General features: G+C 60.8%; 18 protein-coding genes. 3 read left to right on the forward strand and 15 right to left on the reverse strand.

Going from position 1 to position 18,394, the window contains the following annotated elements; all coding sequences use genetic code 11:
• Positions 1 to 50: 50 nt before the first annotated feature.
• From CQ041_RS14720 to minC, 8 genes are all read right to left on the reverse strand, one after another.
• Positions 51 to 1,397, reverse strand: coding sequence for an amidohydrolase (locus CQ041_RS14720; protein ID WP_105523179.1), 1,347 nt, complete (start codon positions 1,395 to 1,397; stop codon positions 51 to 53).
• A 16-nt stretch (positions 1,398 to 1,413) separates the two neighbouring features.
• On the reverse strand, positions 1,414 to 3,579 hold the full coding sequence (locus tag CQ041_RS14725; RefSeq protein ID WP_105523180.1) for a mechanosensitive ion channel family protein: 2,166 nt from the start codon (positions 3,577 to 3,579) through the stop codon (positions 1,414 to 1,416).
• A gap of 52 nt (positions 3,580 to 3,631) precedes the next feature.
• Positions 3,632 to 3,808, reverse strand: a complete 177-nt coding sequence (locus CQ041_RS26400; RefSeq protein WP_010208820.1) for a hypothetical protein — start codon at positions 3,806 to 3,808, stop codon at positions 3,632 to 3,634.
• Positions 3,809 to 3,970: 162 nt separating this feature from the next.
• A complete protein-coding gene (locus tag CQ041_RS14730; RefSeq protein ID WP_105523181.1) occupies positions 3,971 to 5,260 on the reverse strand; it encodes a M18 family aminopeptidase in 1,290 nt (429 codons plus the stop codon).
• A 91-nt stretch (positions 5,261 to 5,351) separates the two neighbouring features.
• Positions 5,352 to 5,987: an RluA family pseudouridine synthase gene (locus CQ041_RS14735; protein ID WP_005789965.1), complete on the reverse strand. Its 636-nt coding sequence runs from the start codon at positions 5,985 to 5,987 to the stop codon at positions 5,352 to 5,354.
• 203 nt (positions 5,988 to 6,190) lie between these two features.
• Positions 6,191 to 6,445: a cell division topological specificity factor MinE gene (gene minE / locus CQ041_RS14745; protein ID WP_010208824.1), complete on the reverse strand. Its 255-nt coding sequence runs from the start codon at positions 6,443 to 6,445 to the stop codon at positions 6,191 to 6,193.
• Positions 6,446 to 6,448: 3 nt separating this feature from the next.
• Complete coding sequence (gene minD, locus CQ041_RS14750; protein ID WP_105523183.1) at positions 6,449 to 7,261, reverse strand: septum site-determining protein MinD; 813 nt, start codon at positions 7,259 to 7,261, stop codon at positions 6,449 to 6,451.
• 200 nt (positions 7,262 to 7,461) lie between these two features.
• A complete protein-coding gene (gene minC / locus CQ041_RS14755; protein WP_105523184.1) occupies positions 7,462 to 8,199 on the reverse strand; it encodes a septum site-determining protein MinC in 738 nt (245 codons plus the stop codon).
• Between the two features lie 118 nt (positions 8,200 to 8,317).
• Here minC and CQ041_RS14760 point away from each other — a divergent pair, with 118 nt between their 5' ends.
• Together CQ041_RS14760 and CQ041_RS14765 are read left to right on the forward strand one after the other, a co-directional pair.
• Positions 8,318 to 9,253: a lipid A biosynthesis lauroyl acyltransferase gene (locus CQ041_RS14760; protein WP_105523185.1), complete on the forward strand. Its 936-nt coding sequence runs from the start codon at positions 8,318 to 8,320 to the stop codon at positions 9,251 to 9,253.
• Positions 9,254 to 9,283: 30 nt separating this feature from the next.
• Positions 9,284 to 10,414 (forward strand): patatin-like phospholipase family protein, encoded by a 1,131-nt coding sequence (locus CQ041_RS14765; protein WP_105523186.1) that lies wholly within the window; start codon positions 9,284 to 9,286, stop codon positions 10,412 to 10,414.
• 108 nt (positions 10,415 to 10,522) lie between these two features.
• Here CQ041_RS14765 and CQ041_RS14770 read toward each other — a convergent pair whose 3' ends face one another.
• The 7 genes from CQ041_RS14770 to puuE form a co-directional block, all read right to left on the reverse strand.
• Positions 10,523 to 11,308 carry an outer membrane protein OmpK gene (locus CQ041_RS14770; RefSeq protein ID WP_105523187.1) on the reverse strand — a complete coding sequence of 262 codons (786 nt, stop codon included), beginning with the start codon at positions 11,306 to 11,308 and terminating at the stop codon, positions 10,523 to 10,525.
• Between the two features lie 230 nt (positions 11,309 to 11,538).
• Entirely contained in the window at positions 11,539 to 12,888 is a 1,350-nt protein-coding gene (locus tag CQ041_RS14775) for a nucleobase:cation symporter-2 family protein (RefSeq protein WP_105523188.1), read from the reverse strand.
• Between the two features lie 211 nt (positions 12,889 to 13,099).
• Positions 13,100 to 14,392, reverse strand: a complete 1,293-nt coding sequence (locus tag CQ041_RS14780) for a urate hydroxylase PuuD (RefSeq protein WP_105523189.1) — start codon at positions 14,390 to 14,392, stop codon at positions 13,100 to 13,102.
• Positions 14,393 to 14,443: 51 nt separating this feature from the next.
• On the reverse strand, positions 14,444 to 14,947 hold the full coding sequence (locus CQ041_RS14785) for an ureidoglycolate lyase (protein ID WP_105523190.1): 504 nt from the start codon (positions 14,945 to 14,947) through the stop codon (positions 14,444 to 14,446).
• A 146-nt stretch (positions 14,948 to 15,093) separates the two neighbouring features.
• Complete coding sequence (gene alc, locus CQ041_RS14790; RefSeq protein ID WP_105523191.1) at positions 15,094 to 16,089, reverse strand: allantoicase; 996 nt, start codon at positions 16,087 to 16,089, stop codon at positions 15,094 to 15,096.
• A gap of 41 nt (positions 16,090 to 16,130) precedes the next feature.
• A complete protein-coding gene (uraD, locus tag CQ041_RS14795; RefSeq protein ID WP_105523192.1) occupies positions 16,131 to 16,646 on the reverse strand; it encodes a 2-oxo-4-hydroxy-4-carboxy-5-ureidoimidazoline decarboxylase in 516 nt (171 codons plus the stop codon).
• Entirely contained in the window at positions 16,643 to 17,569 is a 927-nt protein-coding gene (gene puuE, locus CQ041_RS14800; protein WP_105523193.1) for an allantoinase PuuE, read from the reverse strand. Before puuE ends, uraD begins: the two co-directional genes overlap by 4 nt.
• Before the next feature lie 400 nt (positions 17,570 to 17,969).
• Between puuE and uraH the strand changes: the two genes are divergently transcribed.
• Entirely contained in the window at positions 17,970 to 18,323 is a 354-nt protein-coding gene (gene uraH, locus CQ041_RS14805) for a hydroxyisourate hydrolase (protein WP_105523194.1), read from the forward strand.
• Positions 18,324 to 18,394 lie beyond the last annotated feature (71 nt).

The raw sequence follows: 18,394 nt of genomic DNA on the forward strand, positions 1-18,394 counted from the left end.
ACACCGCGACCCACTGAGGGAGCGAGCGAGCCCGCTCCCTCAGAAAAGCTTTACAGTGCCTGGTTGGCGTACAGGTAGTCCGTCGCCAACGACGCCAACGTCCTCACCCCCACCACCAGCGCCGATTCATCCACAAAAAATCCCGGATTGTGGTTAGGCGCCGCCTTGCTCATGTCCTGGTCCCTTGGCGTCACGCCCAGGAACACAAACAGCCCCGGCGCCTCCTTGGCATAAAACGAGAAGTCTTCGGCGCCACCCACGAGTGGGCCCTGCACCACGTCATCCTTGGCCGCCCAACGCAGGCTCGGCAGCATTTTTTCGGTCAGTGCCGGGTTGTTAATGGTGGGGTCGTATTTCTCAATAATGGTGACTTCGGCCCTGGCGCCACCGCTTTCGGCGATTTTTTCCACGGTCTGTCGGACATCCGCGTGCAGTTTCTGGCGGATGCCATAGTCGTAGGAGCGAATGGTGCCGCTCATGTCCACCGACTCTGGAATGATGTTGTAGCGCGTGCCGCCGTTGATGGTGCCAATGCTCACCACCGAGGGAAATGACGAGATGTCGGTGCGGCGGCTGACCACGGTCTGCAGGCCAACGATGGTTTGCGCGCCCACGGTGATCGGGTCGATACCGTCCCAGGGGCGACCGGCGTGGGTCTGTTTGCCAAGGATCTTGATGCGCAGGTCATCCGAACTGGCCAGGGTCGGTCCCGGACGGTAGGCAATCTGGCCGGCGGGCACACCGGCCCATACGTGGAGGCCGAACACCGCGTCTGGCTTGGGCGCTTTCATCACGCCTTCCTGCACCATCATTTTTGCGCCCCAGGTGTTCTTGCCGTCGGGGATGAAGTCGCTAGGGCCTTCCTCGGCCGGTTGGAAGTAGAACACCACGGTGCCCGGCAGGCGTTCGCGCATGCCGGTAAGAATCTTCGCCGTGCTCAGCAGGATGGCGACGTGGGCATCGTGACCACAGGCGTGCATCACGTCGACTTCCTTGCCCAGGTAGGTGCCTTTGGCTTTGGAGGCGAAGGGCAGGTCGGCGACTTCCTTCACCGGCAGCGCATCCATGTCGGCGCGCAGGGCGACGGTGGGGCCGGGCAGGGCGCCTTTCAGTACCGCCACGACGCCCGTGCGGGCGACGCCGGTTTTCACCTCAAGGCCCAGGTCTCGCAGTTGTTTGGCGACCAGTTCGGCTGTACGGGTCTCGGTGTTGCCCAGTTCCGGGTGGGCATGGATGTCGCGTCGGGTTTCCAGCAGTGTCGGCTCAAGCGCTTTTGCCTGGGCGGCGATTTCCTCCCGGGCACTGTCCTGGCCGCTGCTGGCGGCAATCACGGCACTGCTGGCGACCCCGCACAGCACGCCGAATATCCATTGATGTGTCAAACCGGTTAACCGCATAAGGACCTCTCCTGAGTTATTGTTGTTGATCTTTCTCCTGCACAGTGCCGGCGGTCACCACCTGCACACTCAAGCGCGGCGTGGCCAGGTCCAACCCTGCTTCATCCAGATGCCGCTTCAACGACAGGTTGAACGCCCGGGACACTTCCCACTGCTTGATCGGCGCCGTCTTGAACCGTGCGCGCAGGATCGCGCTGCCCGACTCGAAACTTTCCACCCCTTGAATCTCCAGCGGCGACCAGATATTGCGGCGCTGCAGCGGGTCGTTGCGCATCTTCTGGCCGACGTCGCGCATCAGCTTGATCGCGTCGTCGATCTCCATGTTGTACGGGATCGCCACCCGGAAGATCGCGTAGCCGAACTCCCGCGAGTAGTTCTTGATGCTCTTGATCTCGCTGAACGGAATGGTGTGCACGATGCCGTCGATGTCGCGCAGGCGCACCGTGCGGATGGTCAGGCCTTCGACGGTGCCGAGGTGGCCGCCTACGTCCACGTAGTCATCGATGGCCAGAGAGTCTTCGATGATGATGAACAGGCCGGTGATCAGGTCCGCCACCAGCGACTGCGCACCAAAGCCGATGGCCAGGCCGATCACACCGGCACCGGCCAGCAGTGGCGTGACGTTCATGCCCATGTTCGCCAGGGCAACGATGGCGGCGATGATGAAGATGGTCACGAACAGCACGTTGCGGATCAACGGCATCATGGTCTGCGCGCGCGCATTGGCCAGGCCTTTGCGTGAGCGGGTGAGGGCGTGGTGGATCGCGGTGTCGCTGAGGATCCAGATCAGCCAGGCGAACAGCAGCGTACCCGCCAGCCCGAACAACTTGACGCTGACTTCGTGGCCATCGCCTTCGGTAAAGCGGATCAGGGACAGGCCCCACACCCGCAGGCCCAGCTCGATGAACACCAGCCAGACCAGCAGGTGGGCAAGGGTGTAGAAGAAGCTTTTCAACCGCTCTGAGTACAGCGCATGGCGCTTGTGCCCGCGATTGGGCTTGAGCGCGTGCCGACGCACCAGGCCGTTGATCACCATGCACAGCACCAGCAACACCGTGCACAGCAGTGACTGGCGCAAGGCGGTGCTGGTGTCGCCGGCGGACACGAAGGTGGCGAACAGCGAGATACCCACGAGCAGCAAGGCCGGGATGTACCAGAACGAACCGACGATTTCGATGGTATCGCTGAGCGCCCGGCGGGTGAGACGGCGGGACAACGGTTGGTTGCGGATCAGGTGGGCGATCGGCCGGCGGAACCGCAGGATGAATACGCCAGTGGACAGTGCGGCCATGACATTGGCGACCGTCGCGGCGGTATGGGACAGGTGCTGACCGAGGGCGAGGACCAATCGCGGATCGCTCAAGGCTTCGCCGAACGCCGCGAAGCTGCCGATCCACCACAGCGGGCGGAAGGCCTGGTGGCGCAGGATATACAGCGCACGGTGACGGTGCGGGCCGTCGAGCAGGGAAAACGCAATCACGCAGATCGCCGAGAAACAGGTGCCGACCACCAGCGCGTAGGCCAGCACCATCGCCAGTGACTTGCCCAGGGACGAGGGCAAGGCGTAGCTGAGGTACACCGTGATCACCAGGGCGATCAGCCACGGGCCGAGTTTGCGCAGGGCGAAGCGAACCATGTCCCAGGTGCGCGGGTGTTGCGGCAGTTCTTCAGGCAGGCCGAAACGCTCGCGCACGCGGTGGCTGAGCCAGATCAGCGCGTACGCCAGCAGGCTCCACACGGCGAGGATCAGGGCGAAACCGAAAATGATCGGCAGCCATTCACTGGCCGGCAGCATCAGTGCGTTGAATTCATCCTTGGCCTGATCAATCTCGCTGGACCAACGCCCCAGGGGGCTGTCGTCACCGGTAAATTGCGCTTCCAGGCTGGACAGGGTGCCGCCGATCAAGCCCAGCACGCCTTCTTCGGCGGCCGGTTGGGCTTTTTGCGTGGCGGCGCGCAGTTTTTTCAGGTCGCTGAGCAACTGAGTGCGCTGCTGGTCGTTCTCCAGGGTCTTGATCACCTCGTCCAGCGACTGGCCCAGCGGCACGTCGGCCTGGGGTTGGGTCTTGGTGCCGCTGCCGAGCAGGCCGGGCAAACCCACGGCGTGGGCAGGCGCGAGTGGCAGCAGGGTGAGCAGGGCGATCAGCAGGTAGCAGGGCAGGGCAAACAGGCGGGAGAACACGAGGCGGTCAACCTTGAAAACGACGGATCAACCGAGTGTACGAGGGCAGGGGTCATTCGGCCAGTTTGGCGAGGATTTTGTAGACCACCGTGCCGAGGATCAGCAGCATGCCGATCCACATGCCGAATACGCCCAAGGGTTTGTCTCGAAAGTTGAAACCCACGGCGAGCATGATCATGCCGATCAGAATCGGGATCAGCATGGCGTGGAACGAGGACATGGAGATCATGGTGCGACGGCCTTGTCGGAGTGGGAATACTGACAAGTCTAGGTCGGATTCATGGAAGTGGAAGTGATATGGGTCAGGTTAATGCAGACCCCAATGTGGGAGGGGGCAAGTCGAGTCGTCGCACCGCCCCTCCCACATCTGGTTTTGCATCGGGCCTTGAGATCAGGGCAGGTCACGACTCGCGTAAAACGCTCCCAGCACTTTCACCAAATGCGCCAGGTCATGGCTACCGCACAACTCGCGAACCGAGTGCATGGCAAACGTCGGCAAGCCGATGTCCACGGTGCGCACGCCCAGGTGGCTGGCGGTGATCGGGCCGATGGTGGAGCCGCAGCCCATGTCGCTGCGTACCACAAAGCTTTGCACCGGCACTTCTTCGGCCATGCACAGGTGGCGGAAGAACCCGGCGGTTTCGCTGTTGGTCGCGTAGCGCTGGTTGCTGTTGACCTTGATCACCGGGCCCGCGTTGAGCTTGGGGCCGTGGTTGGCGTCATGCTTGTCGGCGTAGTTCGGGTGCACACCGTGGGCGTTGTCCGCAGAGACCAACAGGGATTTCTGAATGGTGCGTACGAATTCGTCACCTTCCGGCAGCAGGCGGCGCAGGGTCTGTTCCAGCATCGGGCCATCGGCACCGCAGGCGGAGCAGGAGCCGACTTCTTCGTGGTCGTTGCACACCAACACGCAGGTTTCGTCGCTGTCGCTGGTGAGCAACGCTTGCAGCCCGGCGTAACAGGACAGCAGGTTGTCCAGGCGGGCGCCGGCGATGAAGTCACCGTTCAGGCCGATCACTGCAGCGCTCTGCGTGTCGTAGAAACTCAACTCGTAATCAAGCACCACGTCGGCGTTCAGGCCATGCTCGCGTGCCAACTGCTCGGTGAGCACAGCGCGGAAGTCGACACGCTCGTCGCCGGCAAACTGGGCGAGGATCGGCGGCAGTTCGGTCTGGGCATTGATCGGCCAGCCCTGGTTGGCTTCCCGGTTCAGGTGAATCGCCAGGTTGGGGATGATGGCGATCGGCAGCTTGAAGTCGATCAACTGGCTTTCGACCTTGCCGTCGCGGCGGAAGGTCACGCGGCCGGCGAGGGACAGGTCGCGGTCGAACCACGGCGCCAGCAGCGCGCCGCCGTAGACCTCCACACCCAATTGCCAGAAGCCCTGGCGTTGCAGCTCCGGCTGGGGCTTGACCCGCAGGCACGGGCTGTCAGTGTGGGCGCCGACCAGGCGGATGCCGCCTTGCAACGGTGAGTGGCGGCCGAGCTTGAAGGCAATGATCGAGGAATCGTTGCGGGTCACGTAGTAGCGACCGTTGGCTTCGGTGGTCCAGGTGTCGCGCTCGTCGAGACGCTGGTAACCGGCTGCTTCCAGGCGCTGGGCCAGGGCAGCAGTGGCATGAAAAGGAGTAGGGGAGGCCTTGAGGAAGTCGATCAGGCCTTGATTCAACGCTTCGCGCATAAATAGCTCCAGACAGCAATGCGCGGAGTTTACCGTATTCTAAATGTGGTAGGGGGCTTGCCCCCTCCCACATTTGACTGTGTTCACAGCGTTAGAAAGGCGCTGGGCACTCGAAGCGCAAACGCTCGCCGCTCTGCGGGTGGGTGAAGCTGAGCATGCTCGCGTGCAGGCACAGGCGCGGCCACGCAGCCAGGGCCTGCTCATGGGCGTACAGGCCGTCACCCAGCAGCGGATGGCCGATGGAAAGCATGTGCACACGCAACTGATGCGAACGCCCGGTAATCGGCGTCAACTCCACACGGCACCAGTCGCCGCACCGCTCCAGCACTTTCCAGAAGGTCAGCGCGTGTTTGCCGAATTCATGGTCTACCACATGGCGCGGCTTGGTCGGCGGGTCGTAGCGCAGGGGCAGGTCGATGCTGCCGCTGTCCAGTTCCGGTTGGCCCCAAGCCAGGGCGGTGTAGGCCTTTTCTGTTTCGCGGTCATGAAACTGGCGGGACAGTTCGCGGTGCGTATCGGCATCGCGCGCCAGCAGGATGATCCCCGAGGTTTCCCAGTCCAGGCGATGGACAATGCGGGCTTCGGGGTAGCCGTTTTCCTGCAGGCGGGTGATCAGGCAGTCCTTGTTGTCATCGGCGCGGCCAGGCACCGAGAGCAGCAGGGTCGGCTTGTTCACCACCAGGACAGCATCGTCCTGATGAAGGATATGAATATTGGACAACGGCATTAAACAGCCTCGTAACAAACGCCAACGGCGGCTCCGTTACGATCCCCTGCTCTGTAGGAGCGAGCTTGCTCGCGAAAGGCTCAAGAACGCCACATTCATTCTGAATGAATGCGGCGCCCTCAGGTTTTTCGCGAGCAAGCTCGCTCCTACAGTGTGGTACAGGGAACCGGGTAACGGAGCCGCCGTGGCGGTTGCCTGTTCGCTTAGCGATCAGGCAGGGTGATGTTGAGTTCCAGAATCGAGCAGCTGCCGTCATTTTCCAGGGCGACATGCACGTCATCGTTGCCGATGTTGACGTACTTGCGGATCACCTCGACCAGTTCCTTCTGCAAGGCTGGCAGGTAGTCCGGCGTGCTGCGTTGGCCGCGTTCGTGCGCCACGATGATCTGTAGACGCTCTTTCGCTACCGACGCGGTCGTTGGCTTTTTGTTGGCGCGAAAGAAGTCGAGAAATTTCATTGTTTAGTTGCCTCCAAAGATACGCTCGAAGAATCCCTTCTTCTTGACATCGAGGAAGCGATGTTCCACGGACTTGCCCAGCAGGCGATCGACGGCATCGCTGTACGCCTGGCCGGCGTCGCTCTGGTCGTCAAGAATCACCGGAACACCCTGGTTGGAGGCTTTCAGGACCGCCTGGGATTCCGGAATCACGCCCAGCAGGGTCACTGCGAGGATTTCCTTCACGTCTTCAACACCGAGCATTTCGCCATTGCTGACACGCTCAGGGTTGTAGCGGGTGAGCAGCAGGTGCTCCTTGATCGGGTCCTGACCTTCTTCGGCGCGCTTGGACTTGCTGGCCAGCAGGCCGAGCATGCGATCAGAGTCACGTACGGAGGAGACTTCCGGGTTGGTCACGACGATGGCCTCATCGGCGAAGTACATCGCCAGGTGAGCACCGGTCTCGATACCGGCCGGGGAATCACACACTACGTATTCGAAGTTTTCCTTCAGCTCAGCCAGGACTTTGCCTACGCCTTCCTTGGTCAGCGCATCTTTGTCGCGGGTCTGGCTGGCGGCCAGTACGTACAGGTTCTCAAGGCGCTTGTCCTTGATCAGGGCCTGTTGCAGGTTGGCTTCGCCGTTCACCACGTTGACGAAGTCGTACACCACGCGGCGCTCGCAGCCCATGATCAGGTCGAGGTTACGCAAACCGACGTCGAAGTCGACGATGACTGTCTTGTGGCCGCGCAGAGCGAGGCCGGTACCGATAGCGGCGCTGGTGGTGGTCTTACCCACACCACCCTTGCCGGATGTAACCACGAGAATCTTGGCCAAGGTGTTTCACCCCTAAGGAAAAAGGACTTTTCGGTCCCTGAAAAACATCTCTTGGAACTCGCTGCAGGCGGACAGCCTTTGTAAGAAAAAGATGTGATTTCCGTGAGGAAACGCCAACTTCCATTTATTCCTACACAAGTAATGCCGGTTTCGCTGTGCTATCAGAGTTTAGAGATGCTTGGAAAATGCGGCAGTATCCGTTAAAGACGGGTGATGTTCAACACATCGCCCGACAGGCTGACCTGCACCCCGGCCCCCCACAGTGGATCGCGGCGCAAATCTTCTGAAACCTTGTACTGACCCGCGATGGACACTAGCTCAGCGGTCAATTGCTGGCAAAAAATACGGGCCTTTGTATCACCCTTGATGCCGGCGAGGGCACGCCCACGCATTGGGCCGTATACATGGATGTTGCCATCGGCGAGAAGTTCCGCCCCCGGGCTGACCGACGCGACCACCACAAGGTCACCGCCCTGGGCGTAAATCTGCTGTCCGCCCCGTACGGGAGAGGTGATGATCTTTGTAGGCCTGATCACCGGCTCGGGCGGTTTTTCCGGTTTTTTCTTCTCTTCACCGACCAATGGTTCCAGCGGACGCTCGCGCGCACCGGACGGTGGAAGTACTGGCAATTCAATAGCAATGGCGGCGGCGATGTCTTCGATACGGCTGGCACGGATCGCCAGGGTGCGCAGGCCATGGGAGCGGCACACCCGCATCAGGCCCGGCAGGTCGATGGTGCCTTGGCCGGCGGGCAGTTTGTCCAGGGCCAGCACCAGCGGGGCATTGTTGAAGAAATTCGGCGCGAGGGCGACCTTGGCGGCGAGCTGGCGGTCCAGGGCGTCGAGGTCGTTGCGGGCCAGTTCCAGCACGGTAATGGCGAGCATGCTGCCTTTCAGCTGGAACACGGGATCTTGGTCTAGCGGTTCGGTTTTGCTCATGGTCGGCGAAAGCGGCTTGTCACGAAAAGTGTCGAGACTTATAACGAGAACACTCACTGGCCGCAAGCCGAGTCGAACCGTTGTAGAATGCGCGGCCCTGTCTTTACCGGAATCTGTAATGGATCGCCCGCGTTTTCGAGCTGTATTTTTTCACCCGCGTTTCTGGCTGCTATGGCTGGGGCTCGGCCTGCTGTGGCTGGTCACCCAACTGCCGTATCGCGTGCTGCTGACCATTGGTCGCCTGCTGGGTGCCGGCATGTACCACGTGGCCGGTGAACGTCGCCGCATTGCCGCGCGAAACCTGGAACTGTGCTTCCCGGAAAAAACCGCCCAAGAGCGTAAACATTTACTAAAAGAAAACTTTGCCTCCACCGGCATTGCCTTCTTTGAAATGGCCATGAGCTGGTGGTGGTCGCGTCAGCGCCTGGCGCGCCTGGCCCATGTCGAAGGCCTGGAACACCTCAAGCAGGCCCAACTGGATGGCCGGGGCGTGATCCTCATGGCCCTGCACTTCACCACCCTGGAAATCGGTGCGGCCCTGCTGGGGCAGACGCACACCATCGATGGCATGTACCGTGAACACGGCAACCCGCTGTTCGACTTCATCCAGCGCCGTGGCCGTGAGCGTCACAACTTCGATTCCCTCGCGATCGAACGCGAAGACGTGCGCGGCATGCTCAAGCTGCTGCGTGCCGGCCGCGCTATCTGGTACGCACCGGACCAGGACTACGGCGCCAAGCAAAGCATCTTCGTGCCGTTGTTCGGTATCCAGGCCGCCACCGTGACGGCCACCAGCAAGTTCGCGCGCCTGGGCAAGGCGCTGGTGGTGCCGTTCACCCAGGAACGCCTGGCCGATGGCAGCGGCTACCGACTGGTGATCCACCCGCCGCTCACCGACTTCCCCGGCGAAAGCGATGAAGTCGATTGCCTGCGCATCAACCAGTGGATCGAAGCCTCGGTGCGCGAATGCCCCGAGCAGTATTTGTGGACCCATCGCCGCTTCAAGAGCCGACCACCGGGTGAGCCCAAACTGTACGAAAAGCGCCGAAAATAATAACGACCTTCCCCCACATGGAGTGATGCGATGCGCCCAGCTGAACCGGTTACAGGTTTGATTCTTTCCGGCGGCGGGGCGCGAGCGGCGTATCAGGTGGGGGTGCTGGCGGCGATAGCCGAGCTGTTGCCGCCGGGAGCACCCAACCCCTTCCCAGTGATCGTCGGCACTTCAGCGGGTGCGATCAATGCAGTGACCCTGGCCAGCGGCGCCATGGATTTCACGGCGGCTGTTCAACGGCTTACTGCGTTCTGGCAGGGCTTTCGCAGCCATCTGGTGTTGCGCAGCGATTGGCCAGGGGTGATTCGCCAGGCCGGCCGTTTCTTTATCCATAGCCTGCTGGGCCTTGGAGCCCAGGTGCCAGTGGCATTGCTCAACAGTTCACCCTTGCGTGACTTGTTGCAAGAGCGCTTGAACCTGGACGGCATCGACGAAGCCATTCGTAACAAACACCTGCATGCGGTGGCAGTCACTGCCTTCGGTTACGAGTCTGGCCAGGCAGTGACGTTCTACCAAGGCGGCGGCACCATTGACGCCTGGTTGCGCCATCGTCGCATCGGCATGCCGACGCAACTGACGGTTGAACACCTGCTGGCCAGCTCGGCGATTCCCTTGCTGTTTGCTCCGGTCAAACTCGACCAGGAGTACTTCGGCGATGGCGCCGTGCGCCAATCCGCGCCCATCAGCCCGGCGTTGCACCTGGGGGCTAGTCGCGTGTTGGTGGTCGGCGTCAGTGGCAACCCGCGCGGCAATGAACCCGCAGCGCAGCGCACCTTCACCGGCCAGCAGCCAACGTTGGCGCAGATTGGCGGGCACATGCTCAACAGCACGTTCATTGACAGCCTGGAAAGCGATATCGAATTGCTGGAGCGCTTGAACCAGTACAGCCATGCCGCGCCCGGAGTGGCAGCGGTGGAGGTGCTGGTGATTGCGCCCAGTCAGCCTATCGACGAAATCGCGGCACGGCATCGCCAGGAATTGCCGGCGGCGTTGCGCTTGTTTTTACGTGGGCCGGGGGCGACCAAGACGAGCGGGGCGGGGGTATTGAGCTACTTGCTGTTCGAGGCGGGGTATTGCAGCGAGTTGATTGAATTGGGGCGCCGGGATGCGTTGGCCAAGCGTGAGGAGTTGTCACGATTCCTTGGCATTGCACAGATCTAAATGTGGGAACTGGCTTGCCTGCGATAACGGTGTGTCAGCCAATGAATGTGGCACAGACAGATTGCTATCGCAGGCGAGCCAGCTCCCACAGGAGGCCGCGGTCAAATTTTAGAAGTGGTACTTGACCAGGAAGCTCGCCGTGTCCTGGGTGGTCTTGAACGCGCCGGAATCTTCGATGCCGTACTTGTTCTTCCAGTAGTCGTATTCAAAACCTACGTACAACTGCTTGTCGCCCCAATGCAGCGCCTTGCCCAGGTCGTATTTGACCTGTGGGTTGAAGTGCAGGTTGGCGTGGTAGGTGCCCCGTGCATTCTTGTCGTTGTCCACTACCCAATCCATGAAGCCGTCGATCAGCACGTCGGAATTGCCGACGGGAATGGTGTAGGACCACACCGGCGTGATCTGCCAGACGCCATCACCAGCGCGATTGCCTTCGGTCTGGCGCTGGTAGAAGTTCAGCTGGAAATAGTCGAAGCCAGGGATGTTCAAATCAAACGCCGGGCCGAGCAGGTACGACTCGTTGTCGCCTTCGCCAAATTCGTAGGTGAAGGCCAGCAGCACGTCCTTGATAGGGCCGAAGGACAGGTCCTTGTCGAAAATTTTGCCGAACGACAGGCGCGGGCTGATCTCGCCGTAATAGGTGCTTGGGCCGACGTTGCCGTCTTCCTTGCCGTTGTAGAAGATGCGGTCGACGAAGATGAAGTTGTCACCGTACTTCCACGCGTCAGCGTGTTCGAACGTGACGGTCTGCTGGATCTGCGGGTTGACGGTAAAGCTCTTGCCCCACAGGTAGGTCAGGCTGTTGTTCTGCCACTGCAGCAAATCACCGGCCACGGCTTGGCCGCCGGCCAGCAGGGATCCTGCCAGCATCAGGCTTTTGAACATAGGTTTCATTCGGTGCTCCCGAGTTAAAGTTTTATGTTTTTTCTACGCTGGCGCTCTGGGGTGGCGCCTTTGGGTTCGCTGAAAAAAGTCGTCTGATTGGTCAGCTTTATTGCTACAGCAAAAGCCGCGCCAAGGCGGTGAAACCACCGTCGATTCAAGCGGGCGCGGAGAATACTGGCTCCCACGTCTGGGCTCAAGTGCGCCGTTACAGCGCGCACAGGGCGACAATGGGGCATGCCTCAGGTGTGGGCGTGGTCGACCGCAGGTCGTTCGGCGCCGCCGAGGATGTTGAACAGCACATTCAGCGACAGCGCGCTGAGGGTGGCCATGGCGATGCCACTGTGGGTGATCGGGCTCATCCACAGCGGCAATTGCGCGAAGAACTCCGGGCGCACCACGGGAATCAGGCCCATGCCGATGCTCACCGCCACCAGCAACTGGTTGCGGCGGTCGGCGATATCGGCTTCCTGGAGGATCTTGATCCCGGTGGCTGCGACCATGCCGAACATGGCAATCGCTGCACCGCCCAGTACCGCGGGCGGAATCGATGCCACCAGGTAGGCGGCTTTTGGTAGCAGGCTGAGTACGATCAGAAACACCCCGGCCATGATCGTTACCGAGCGGCAACGCACGCCGGTCATCTGCACCAGGCCGATGTTCTGCGCGAAGGAGGAGTGGGTGAAGGTGTTGAAGAACCCGGCAACGAATGAGGCACCCGCATCACACAGCAGGCCGCGACGCAGCATCTTCGGTGTCACTTCTCGGTCGGTGATCTTGCCCAGGGCGAGAAACATGCCGGTGGACTCGACAAAGATAATCACCACCACCAGGCACATCGACAGAATCGGCGCCAGCTCAAACTTGGGCATGCCGAAGTGCAGCGGCGTCACCACTTGCACCCAAGGCGCCTGCGACAGGCCGCTGAGGTCGACCATGCCGAGCATGCCGCACAGCACGTAGCCCAGGCCCATGCCGATCAGCACCGAGATGTTCACCCAAAAGCCGCGCATGAAGCGGTTGATCAGCAGGATGGTGCCCAGGACCAGCGCGGCAATCGCCAGGTACACCGGCGAGCCGAACGTGGCGGCGGCGCTGCCGCCACCGGCCCAATTCACGGCAACCGGGAACAGCGACAGGCCGATGGCGGTAATCACTGTGCCAGTGACCAGGGGCGGGAAAAACCGTACAACCTTGGACATGAACGGCGCAATCACCATGCCGAAGAACCCGGCGGCGATGGTTGCGCCGAAGATACCCTGCAAGCCGATACCGGGCATGCCCGCCATGGCCACCATGCTGCCGACTGCGGCAAAACTGGCGCCCATCATCACCGGCATGCGGATGCCTACCGGGCCGATGCCAAACGACTGCACCATGGTGGCGACACCGGCCACCAGCAGGTCGGCGTTGATCAGGAAGGCGATTTCTTCACGGCTCAGGCCAGCGGCCTGGCCAATGATCAGGGGCACGGCGACGGCGCCGCCGTACATCAGCAAGACGTGTTGCAGGCCTACCAGAATCAGTTGCAAGAGGGGCAGCCGCACCATGGCGGGTGCGGCAGGGATCTGCGGTTCGGCTAACTCGGTCATGCAACACCTCGGATCTTTTTTATTTTTGTATGGTTTGGAACGCAATCTTCAAAACACCGAAGGAACCTGTGGGAGGGGCGGTGCGACGATTCGACTTGCCCCCGATGGCAGTTTTCAGCCAATGCATCTGGTACTGATAGACCGCTATCCGGGGGCAAGTCGAATGGTCGCACCGCCCCTTCCCACATTTGGATCTGTGTAAGCCTGTCAGTTAATTGGTGCGGGCTCCTTGATTGATCCAGGTGCCAATCAGGTCCCGTTCCTGCTGGGTCATCTGGGTGATGTTGCCCAGCGGCATGATCTGGCTCGCCACGGCCTGCGCCTGAATGCGCGCTGCCTGCTGCTGGATCTGCGCCGGCGTATCGAACATCACGCCAGCCGGTGCGGTGCTGAACAGCGGGCTGGTGGGTTTGGACGAATGGCAGACGGTGCAGCGCTGTTCGATCACGCTGTGCACCTGGCCAAAGTCGGTGGTGGCCTGGGCCGGTGCCGGTTCAGCGGCCGGCGCCGCAGGTGCTGCAGGTGCCGCAGGTTTCAAACCGCCACCCAGCGCCGTTTCCGGCAATGGCTGGTATTCGATGGCCGCGGGTGCCTTGGCCACTTCGGTCACCGGCTTCGGACCGGTCACGTACGCCAGGCTGATCATCGCCAACGCGCCTACCGGCAGGGTCCACGCGTACTTCTGGCTGTCATGCCGGGTGTTGAAGTAGTGACGCACCAGCACCGCCGCCACCGCGATACCCGCCAGGATCAGCCAGTTGTATTGGCTGCCGTAGGTGCTCGGGAAGTGGTTGCTGATCATGATGAACAGCACCGGCAAGGTGAAGTAGTTGTTGTGACGCGAACGCAGCAAGCCCTTGGCCGGCAGTGCCGGGTCCGGCGTGCGGTTCTCGGCAATCGCCGCCACCAGTGCGCGTTGCGCCGGCATGATGATGCGGAACACGTTACCCACCATGATGGTGCCGATCACCGCACCCACGTGCAGGTACGCACCACGGCCGCTGAACACTTTGCTGAAGCCGTACGCGGCGGCAATCAACAGCACGAACAGGATGAGACCGAGCAGGGCAGGGCGCTTGCCCAGGGCCGAGTCGCAGAGGAAGGAGTAGATGAACCAGCCGGCGAACAGTGAGCCGATGCCCAGCAAGACGCCTTCGGTGCCGCTGAGTGTGCTGCCGGGGGCGAGCAGGTACAGCGTCGGGTTCCAGTAGAACACCACGCACAGCAGCGCGATGCCCGACATCCAGGTGAAATAGGCTTCCCATTTGAACCAGTGCAGGTTGTCCGGCATGGTCGGTGGGGCCAGTTTGTATTTTTCCAGGTGGTAGATACCGCCACCGTGGATCGCCCACAAGTCACCGGCCAGGCCGCTCTTGGGGTTGACGCGATTGAGGTTGTTTTCCAGCCAGACGAAGTAGAAAGAAGCGCCGATCCACGCGACGCCCGTGATCATGTGAACCCAGCGCACGCTCAGGTTCAGCCATTCCATCAAATGTGCTTCCACAGTCTTTACCTCTCGCCTGTCACCCTTGTTGTCAGGTGATCAGACCTTCTCTTATTGGTGGGGGGCGAGGATCAACCGCTCATCCTCTTTGAAAAAATGCTCATCGCAGTTATTGCCTGTGCCACTGCGATCAACCACCAGGAAGTCATCCCGCTTTTCGATCGTCAGCACCGGGTGGTGCCAGACGCCGCGATGGTAATTAATGCCCTGCCTGCCGTTGGTAACGAAGGCGCGGACCAAGCCCGATACAGGTTCATCGCCAAGTGGCGCGACCACGATCAGAAAGGGGTTGCCGAGCAGCGGAATGAAGGCCTGGCTGCCCAGCGGGTGTCGTTCCAGCATGCACACGGTCAGCGGCATGTCCTGCGCGTCGGCGCGGAAGATGCTGATGATGGCGTGGTCTTCCGGCTGAGCGGTTTCGACCGTGGCCAATTTGTGAAAGCGCATAGTCGACCCGTTATTGATCATGAAATGATCGCTGCCGTCGGTTTCGATAACGTCTCCGAAAGGGGCGAAGGCTTCTTTGGTCAGGGGTTCGATCACGAGTGTGCGCATGGCTGTCTTCTTAATCTGTTTGAGTGTGATGGATCTTTGTAGGAGCGAGCTTGCTCGCGAAGAACTCAAGGGCACCGCGTTTATCCAGGATGAGCGCGTTATCGTTGACGATTCTCGCGAGCAAGCTCGCTCCTACAGGCTCAGCATTACTTCGCGGCTTTGCCCAAAACGCGCAGGCGACTCACGCCACCATCCGGGAACACGTTCAGGCGGATGTGGGTGATCGGGCCGAGGGCCTTGATCTGCTCGGCGAAGCTGTGTTCAGCGTGCATTTCCAGTTTCTGTGCCGGCAGCAGTTCGCGCCAGAACAGCGATTGGGTTTCGATCTGGCTGTCGGTGCCGCCCTTCACGAATGCGCCCTGGATCGAGCAGGTGTCCGGGTAGTTGCCCTTGAAGTGCAGGGTGTCGACGATGATCTTCTCGATCTCGCCCGGATGGCCCAGCGCGACGATCACCCAGTCATTGCCCGGCGTGCGACGACGCGCGGTTTCCCAGCCGTCGCCCATGTTGATGCCACGGCCCGGGTTGAGGATGTTGCTCATGCGCCCGAAGTGTTCGTCGGAGCACGCCAGCGCACGGCCGCCGTTCAGGGCCGAGGCCAGGTCGACTTGTTCGTTGTCGCCAATCGACGACCAGTCGCGGAACGGAATGCCGTACACACGCAGACGGGCCACGCCACCATCCGGGTAGATGTTGAAGCGCAGGTGGCTGAATGCCTGGTCGTTGCTGATCTCGTGGTAGTGGTGGCTGTTGCCTTGCAGCTCGACAGCCGACAGCACTTCCACCCATTGGGTGTTGTCATCAGGGTCGCCCGAGGCCAGGAAGCAGGCTTCCAGGGAGGCCGACGGCGGGAAGTTGCCGGTGAAGAATGAAGTGTCGATGTCCACGCCCTTGATGCTGCCCGGCACACCCAGGCGAATCACGGCGCTGTCGTAGCCTTCGAAGCGCTTGCGGCGCGACTCCCAGCCGTCCATCCACTTGCCGTTATCATCGAAAACGCCCTCCTTCCATACGGCCGGGGTCGGCTGGAACAGGCGGTTGGCGTCAGCGAACCAGTCATCGGTCACCGAAAGGATCTTGGTGCCCAGACGGGCGTCGGCCAGGTTGACGAACTTCTCGAAAGGTACGGCGTAAGCTTTCATTCTTCTTGTCTGCCTTAGATAGAGTGGCTGGGGATGGTCTGTTAGAGGGTCAGTAATCGGAACAACGCGATTTTGTTGATCTCGGCCAGGGCACATTTGAACTCGTCTTCAACCGAGTTGTGAATGCGCGTTTCGAACGCGGCCAGGATCTGATGCCGGTTGCTGCCTTTTACCGCCATGATGAAGGGAAACTTGAACTTGGCCTTGTAGGCATCGTTCAGCTCGGTGAAGCGAGAAAACTCTTCGGCCGTGCATTGGTGAATCCCCGCGCCAGCCTGTTCATCCGTGCTGGCTTGGGTCAGTTGGCCCTGGACGGCTGCTTTGCCGGCCAGGTCCGGGTGAGCGTTGATCAGGGCCAGTTGACTGGTGTGATCGGCGCTCAACAGGATATCGCTCATGCGCTGGTGCAGGGTTTCGATCTGGTCGATCGAAGGGTCATGGCCCAGGTCGAAGGCCTTTTCGGCCACCCATGGCGAGTGTTCGTAGATATCGGCGAAAGCTGCGACGAATTCATCGCGGCTCAAGGTCGACGGTTTGAGGGTGTGGAACGCAGTCATTTCGCCGCTCCCTTGTAGGGGTGGGTTTCGTGCCAGTGACGGGCAATGTCGACACGACGTGTGAACCACACCTGTTCGTGACCTTTGACGTATTCGATGAAGCGCTTGAGCGACGCCAGGCGAGCAGGGCGGCCGATCAGGCGGCAGTGCAGGCCGATGGAGAGCATTTTCGGCGCGTCGGCACCTTCGGCGTAAAGCACGTCGAACGCGTCTTTCAGGTATTCGAAGAAGTCATCACCCTTGTTGAAACCCTGCACCTGGGTGAAGCGCATGTCGTTGGTGTCCAGGGTATAGGGGATCACCAGGTGCGGCTTGCCGGTGGGGTTGTTGGGTTCCCAGTAGGGCAGGTCATCGTCGTAGGTGTCGCAGTCATAGAGGAAGCCGCCTTCCTCCATCACCAGCCGCCGGGTATTCGGGCCGGTGCGCCCGGTGTACCAGCCCACTGGGCGTTCGCCGGTCAGTTCGGTGAGGATGCGGATCGCTTCGAGCATGTGCTCGCGCTCCTGGGCCTCGTCCATGTATTGGTAATCGATCCAGCGGTAGCCGTGGCTGCAGATCTCGTGGCCGGCCTCGACCATGGCGCGGATCACATCCGGATGGCGCTGGGCGGCCATGGCCACAGCGAAGATAGTCAGCGGGATATCGAATGCTTTAAACAGCTTGAGGATGCGCCACACGCCGGCACGGCTGCCGTATTCGTACAGCGACTCCATGCTCATGTTGCGTGCGCCTTGCAGCGGCTGGGCCGAGACCATTTCCGAAAGGAAGGCCTCCGACTCCTTGTCGCCGTGCAGGATATTGCGCTCGCCGCCTTCTTCGTAATTGAGCACGAAAGACAGTGCAATGCGTGCCTTGCCCGGCCAGTGGGGGTGAGGAGGGTTACTGCCGTAACCGATCAGGTCGCGTGGGTAGTCAGCGCTCACTGCAGTCTTCCTTCTTGTTCGTCGTGTTGGCGATGAGTGATTGTATACAACTTATCGCTCACTTTGTAAGCCTACATTTCTGCATTTTTTATCCAGGTGTCTGGAATAAACCCTTGCAAGAAACCTGCCCAGTCGGTCAGTTATAGGAAGGGAAGATTCCCCTGTAAGAGCGAGCTTGCTCGCGAAAAACCCGAGGGCACCTCATTTCGTCCTGGAGCCCCGCGTTACCGGTCACGATTTTCGCGGGCACGCTCGCTCCTACGGGGGGGGTTGGGGTTGTGTTGAATTTATTGTGTACAATTTTTATAAAAAGTGTCTTAATCAGTCATCACCGGCTTTTTCGCTGCCCTGAAAAAGTGCGGATCACTCTTCTACTGACTACAGGAGGCGCGTAGACGCCATGGGACGTTTGACCACACACGTTTTGGACGCCGCACACGGCTGCCCCGGCAGCGCGATCAAGATTGAGCTGTACCGCGTCGACGGCGCGCAGCTTGAGCGGGTCGCCACTGCGTTGACCAACAGCGACGGCCGTTGCGATGCACCGCTGCTGCAAGGCGACGACTACCGCAGCGGCGTTTACCAACTGCAATTCAGTGCTGGCGATTACTACCGCGCCCGTGGCGTGCAATTGCCCGAGCCAGCCTTCCTGGATGTCGTGGTTCTGCGTTTCGGCATCAGTGCCGAGCAGGATCACTACCATGTCCCACTGCTGATTTCGCCCTACAGCTACTCCACCTATCGCGGTAGCTAGCGTCACCTTGCTTCACACCCCCAAAGCTCTTCGTTGGTTTTTCGCCCGCCCACACTGCGGGCTTTTTTTCG

This window comes from Pseudomonas sp. MYb60 (assembly GCF_002979555.1).
Taxonomy (GTDB): domain Bacteria; phylum Pseudomonadota; class Gammaproteobacteria; order Pseudomonadales; family Pseudomonadaceae; genus Aquipseudomonas.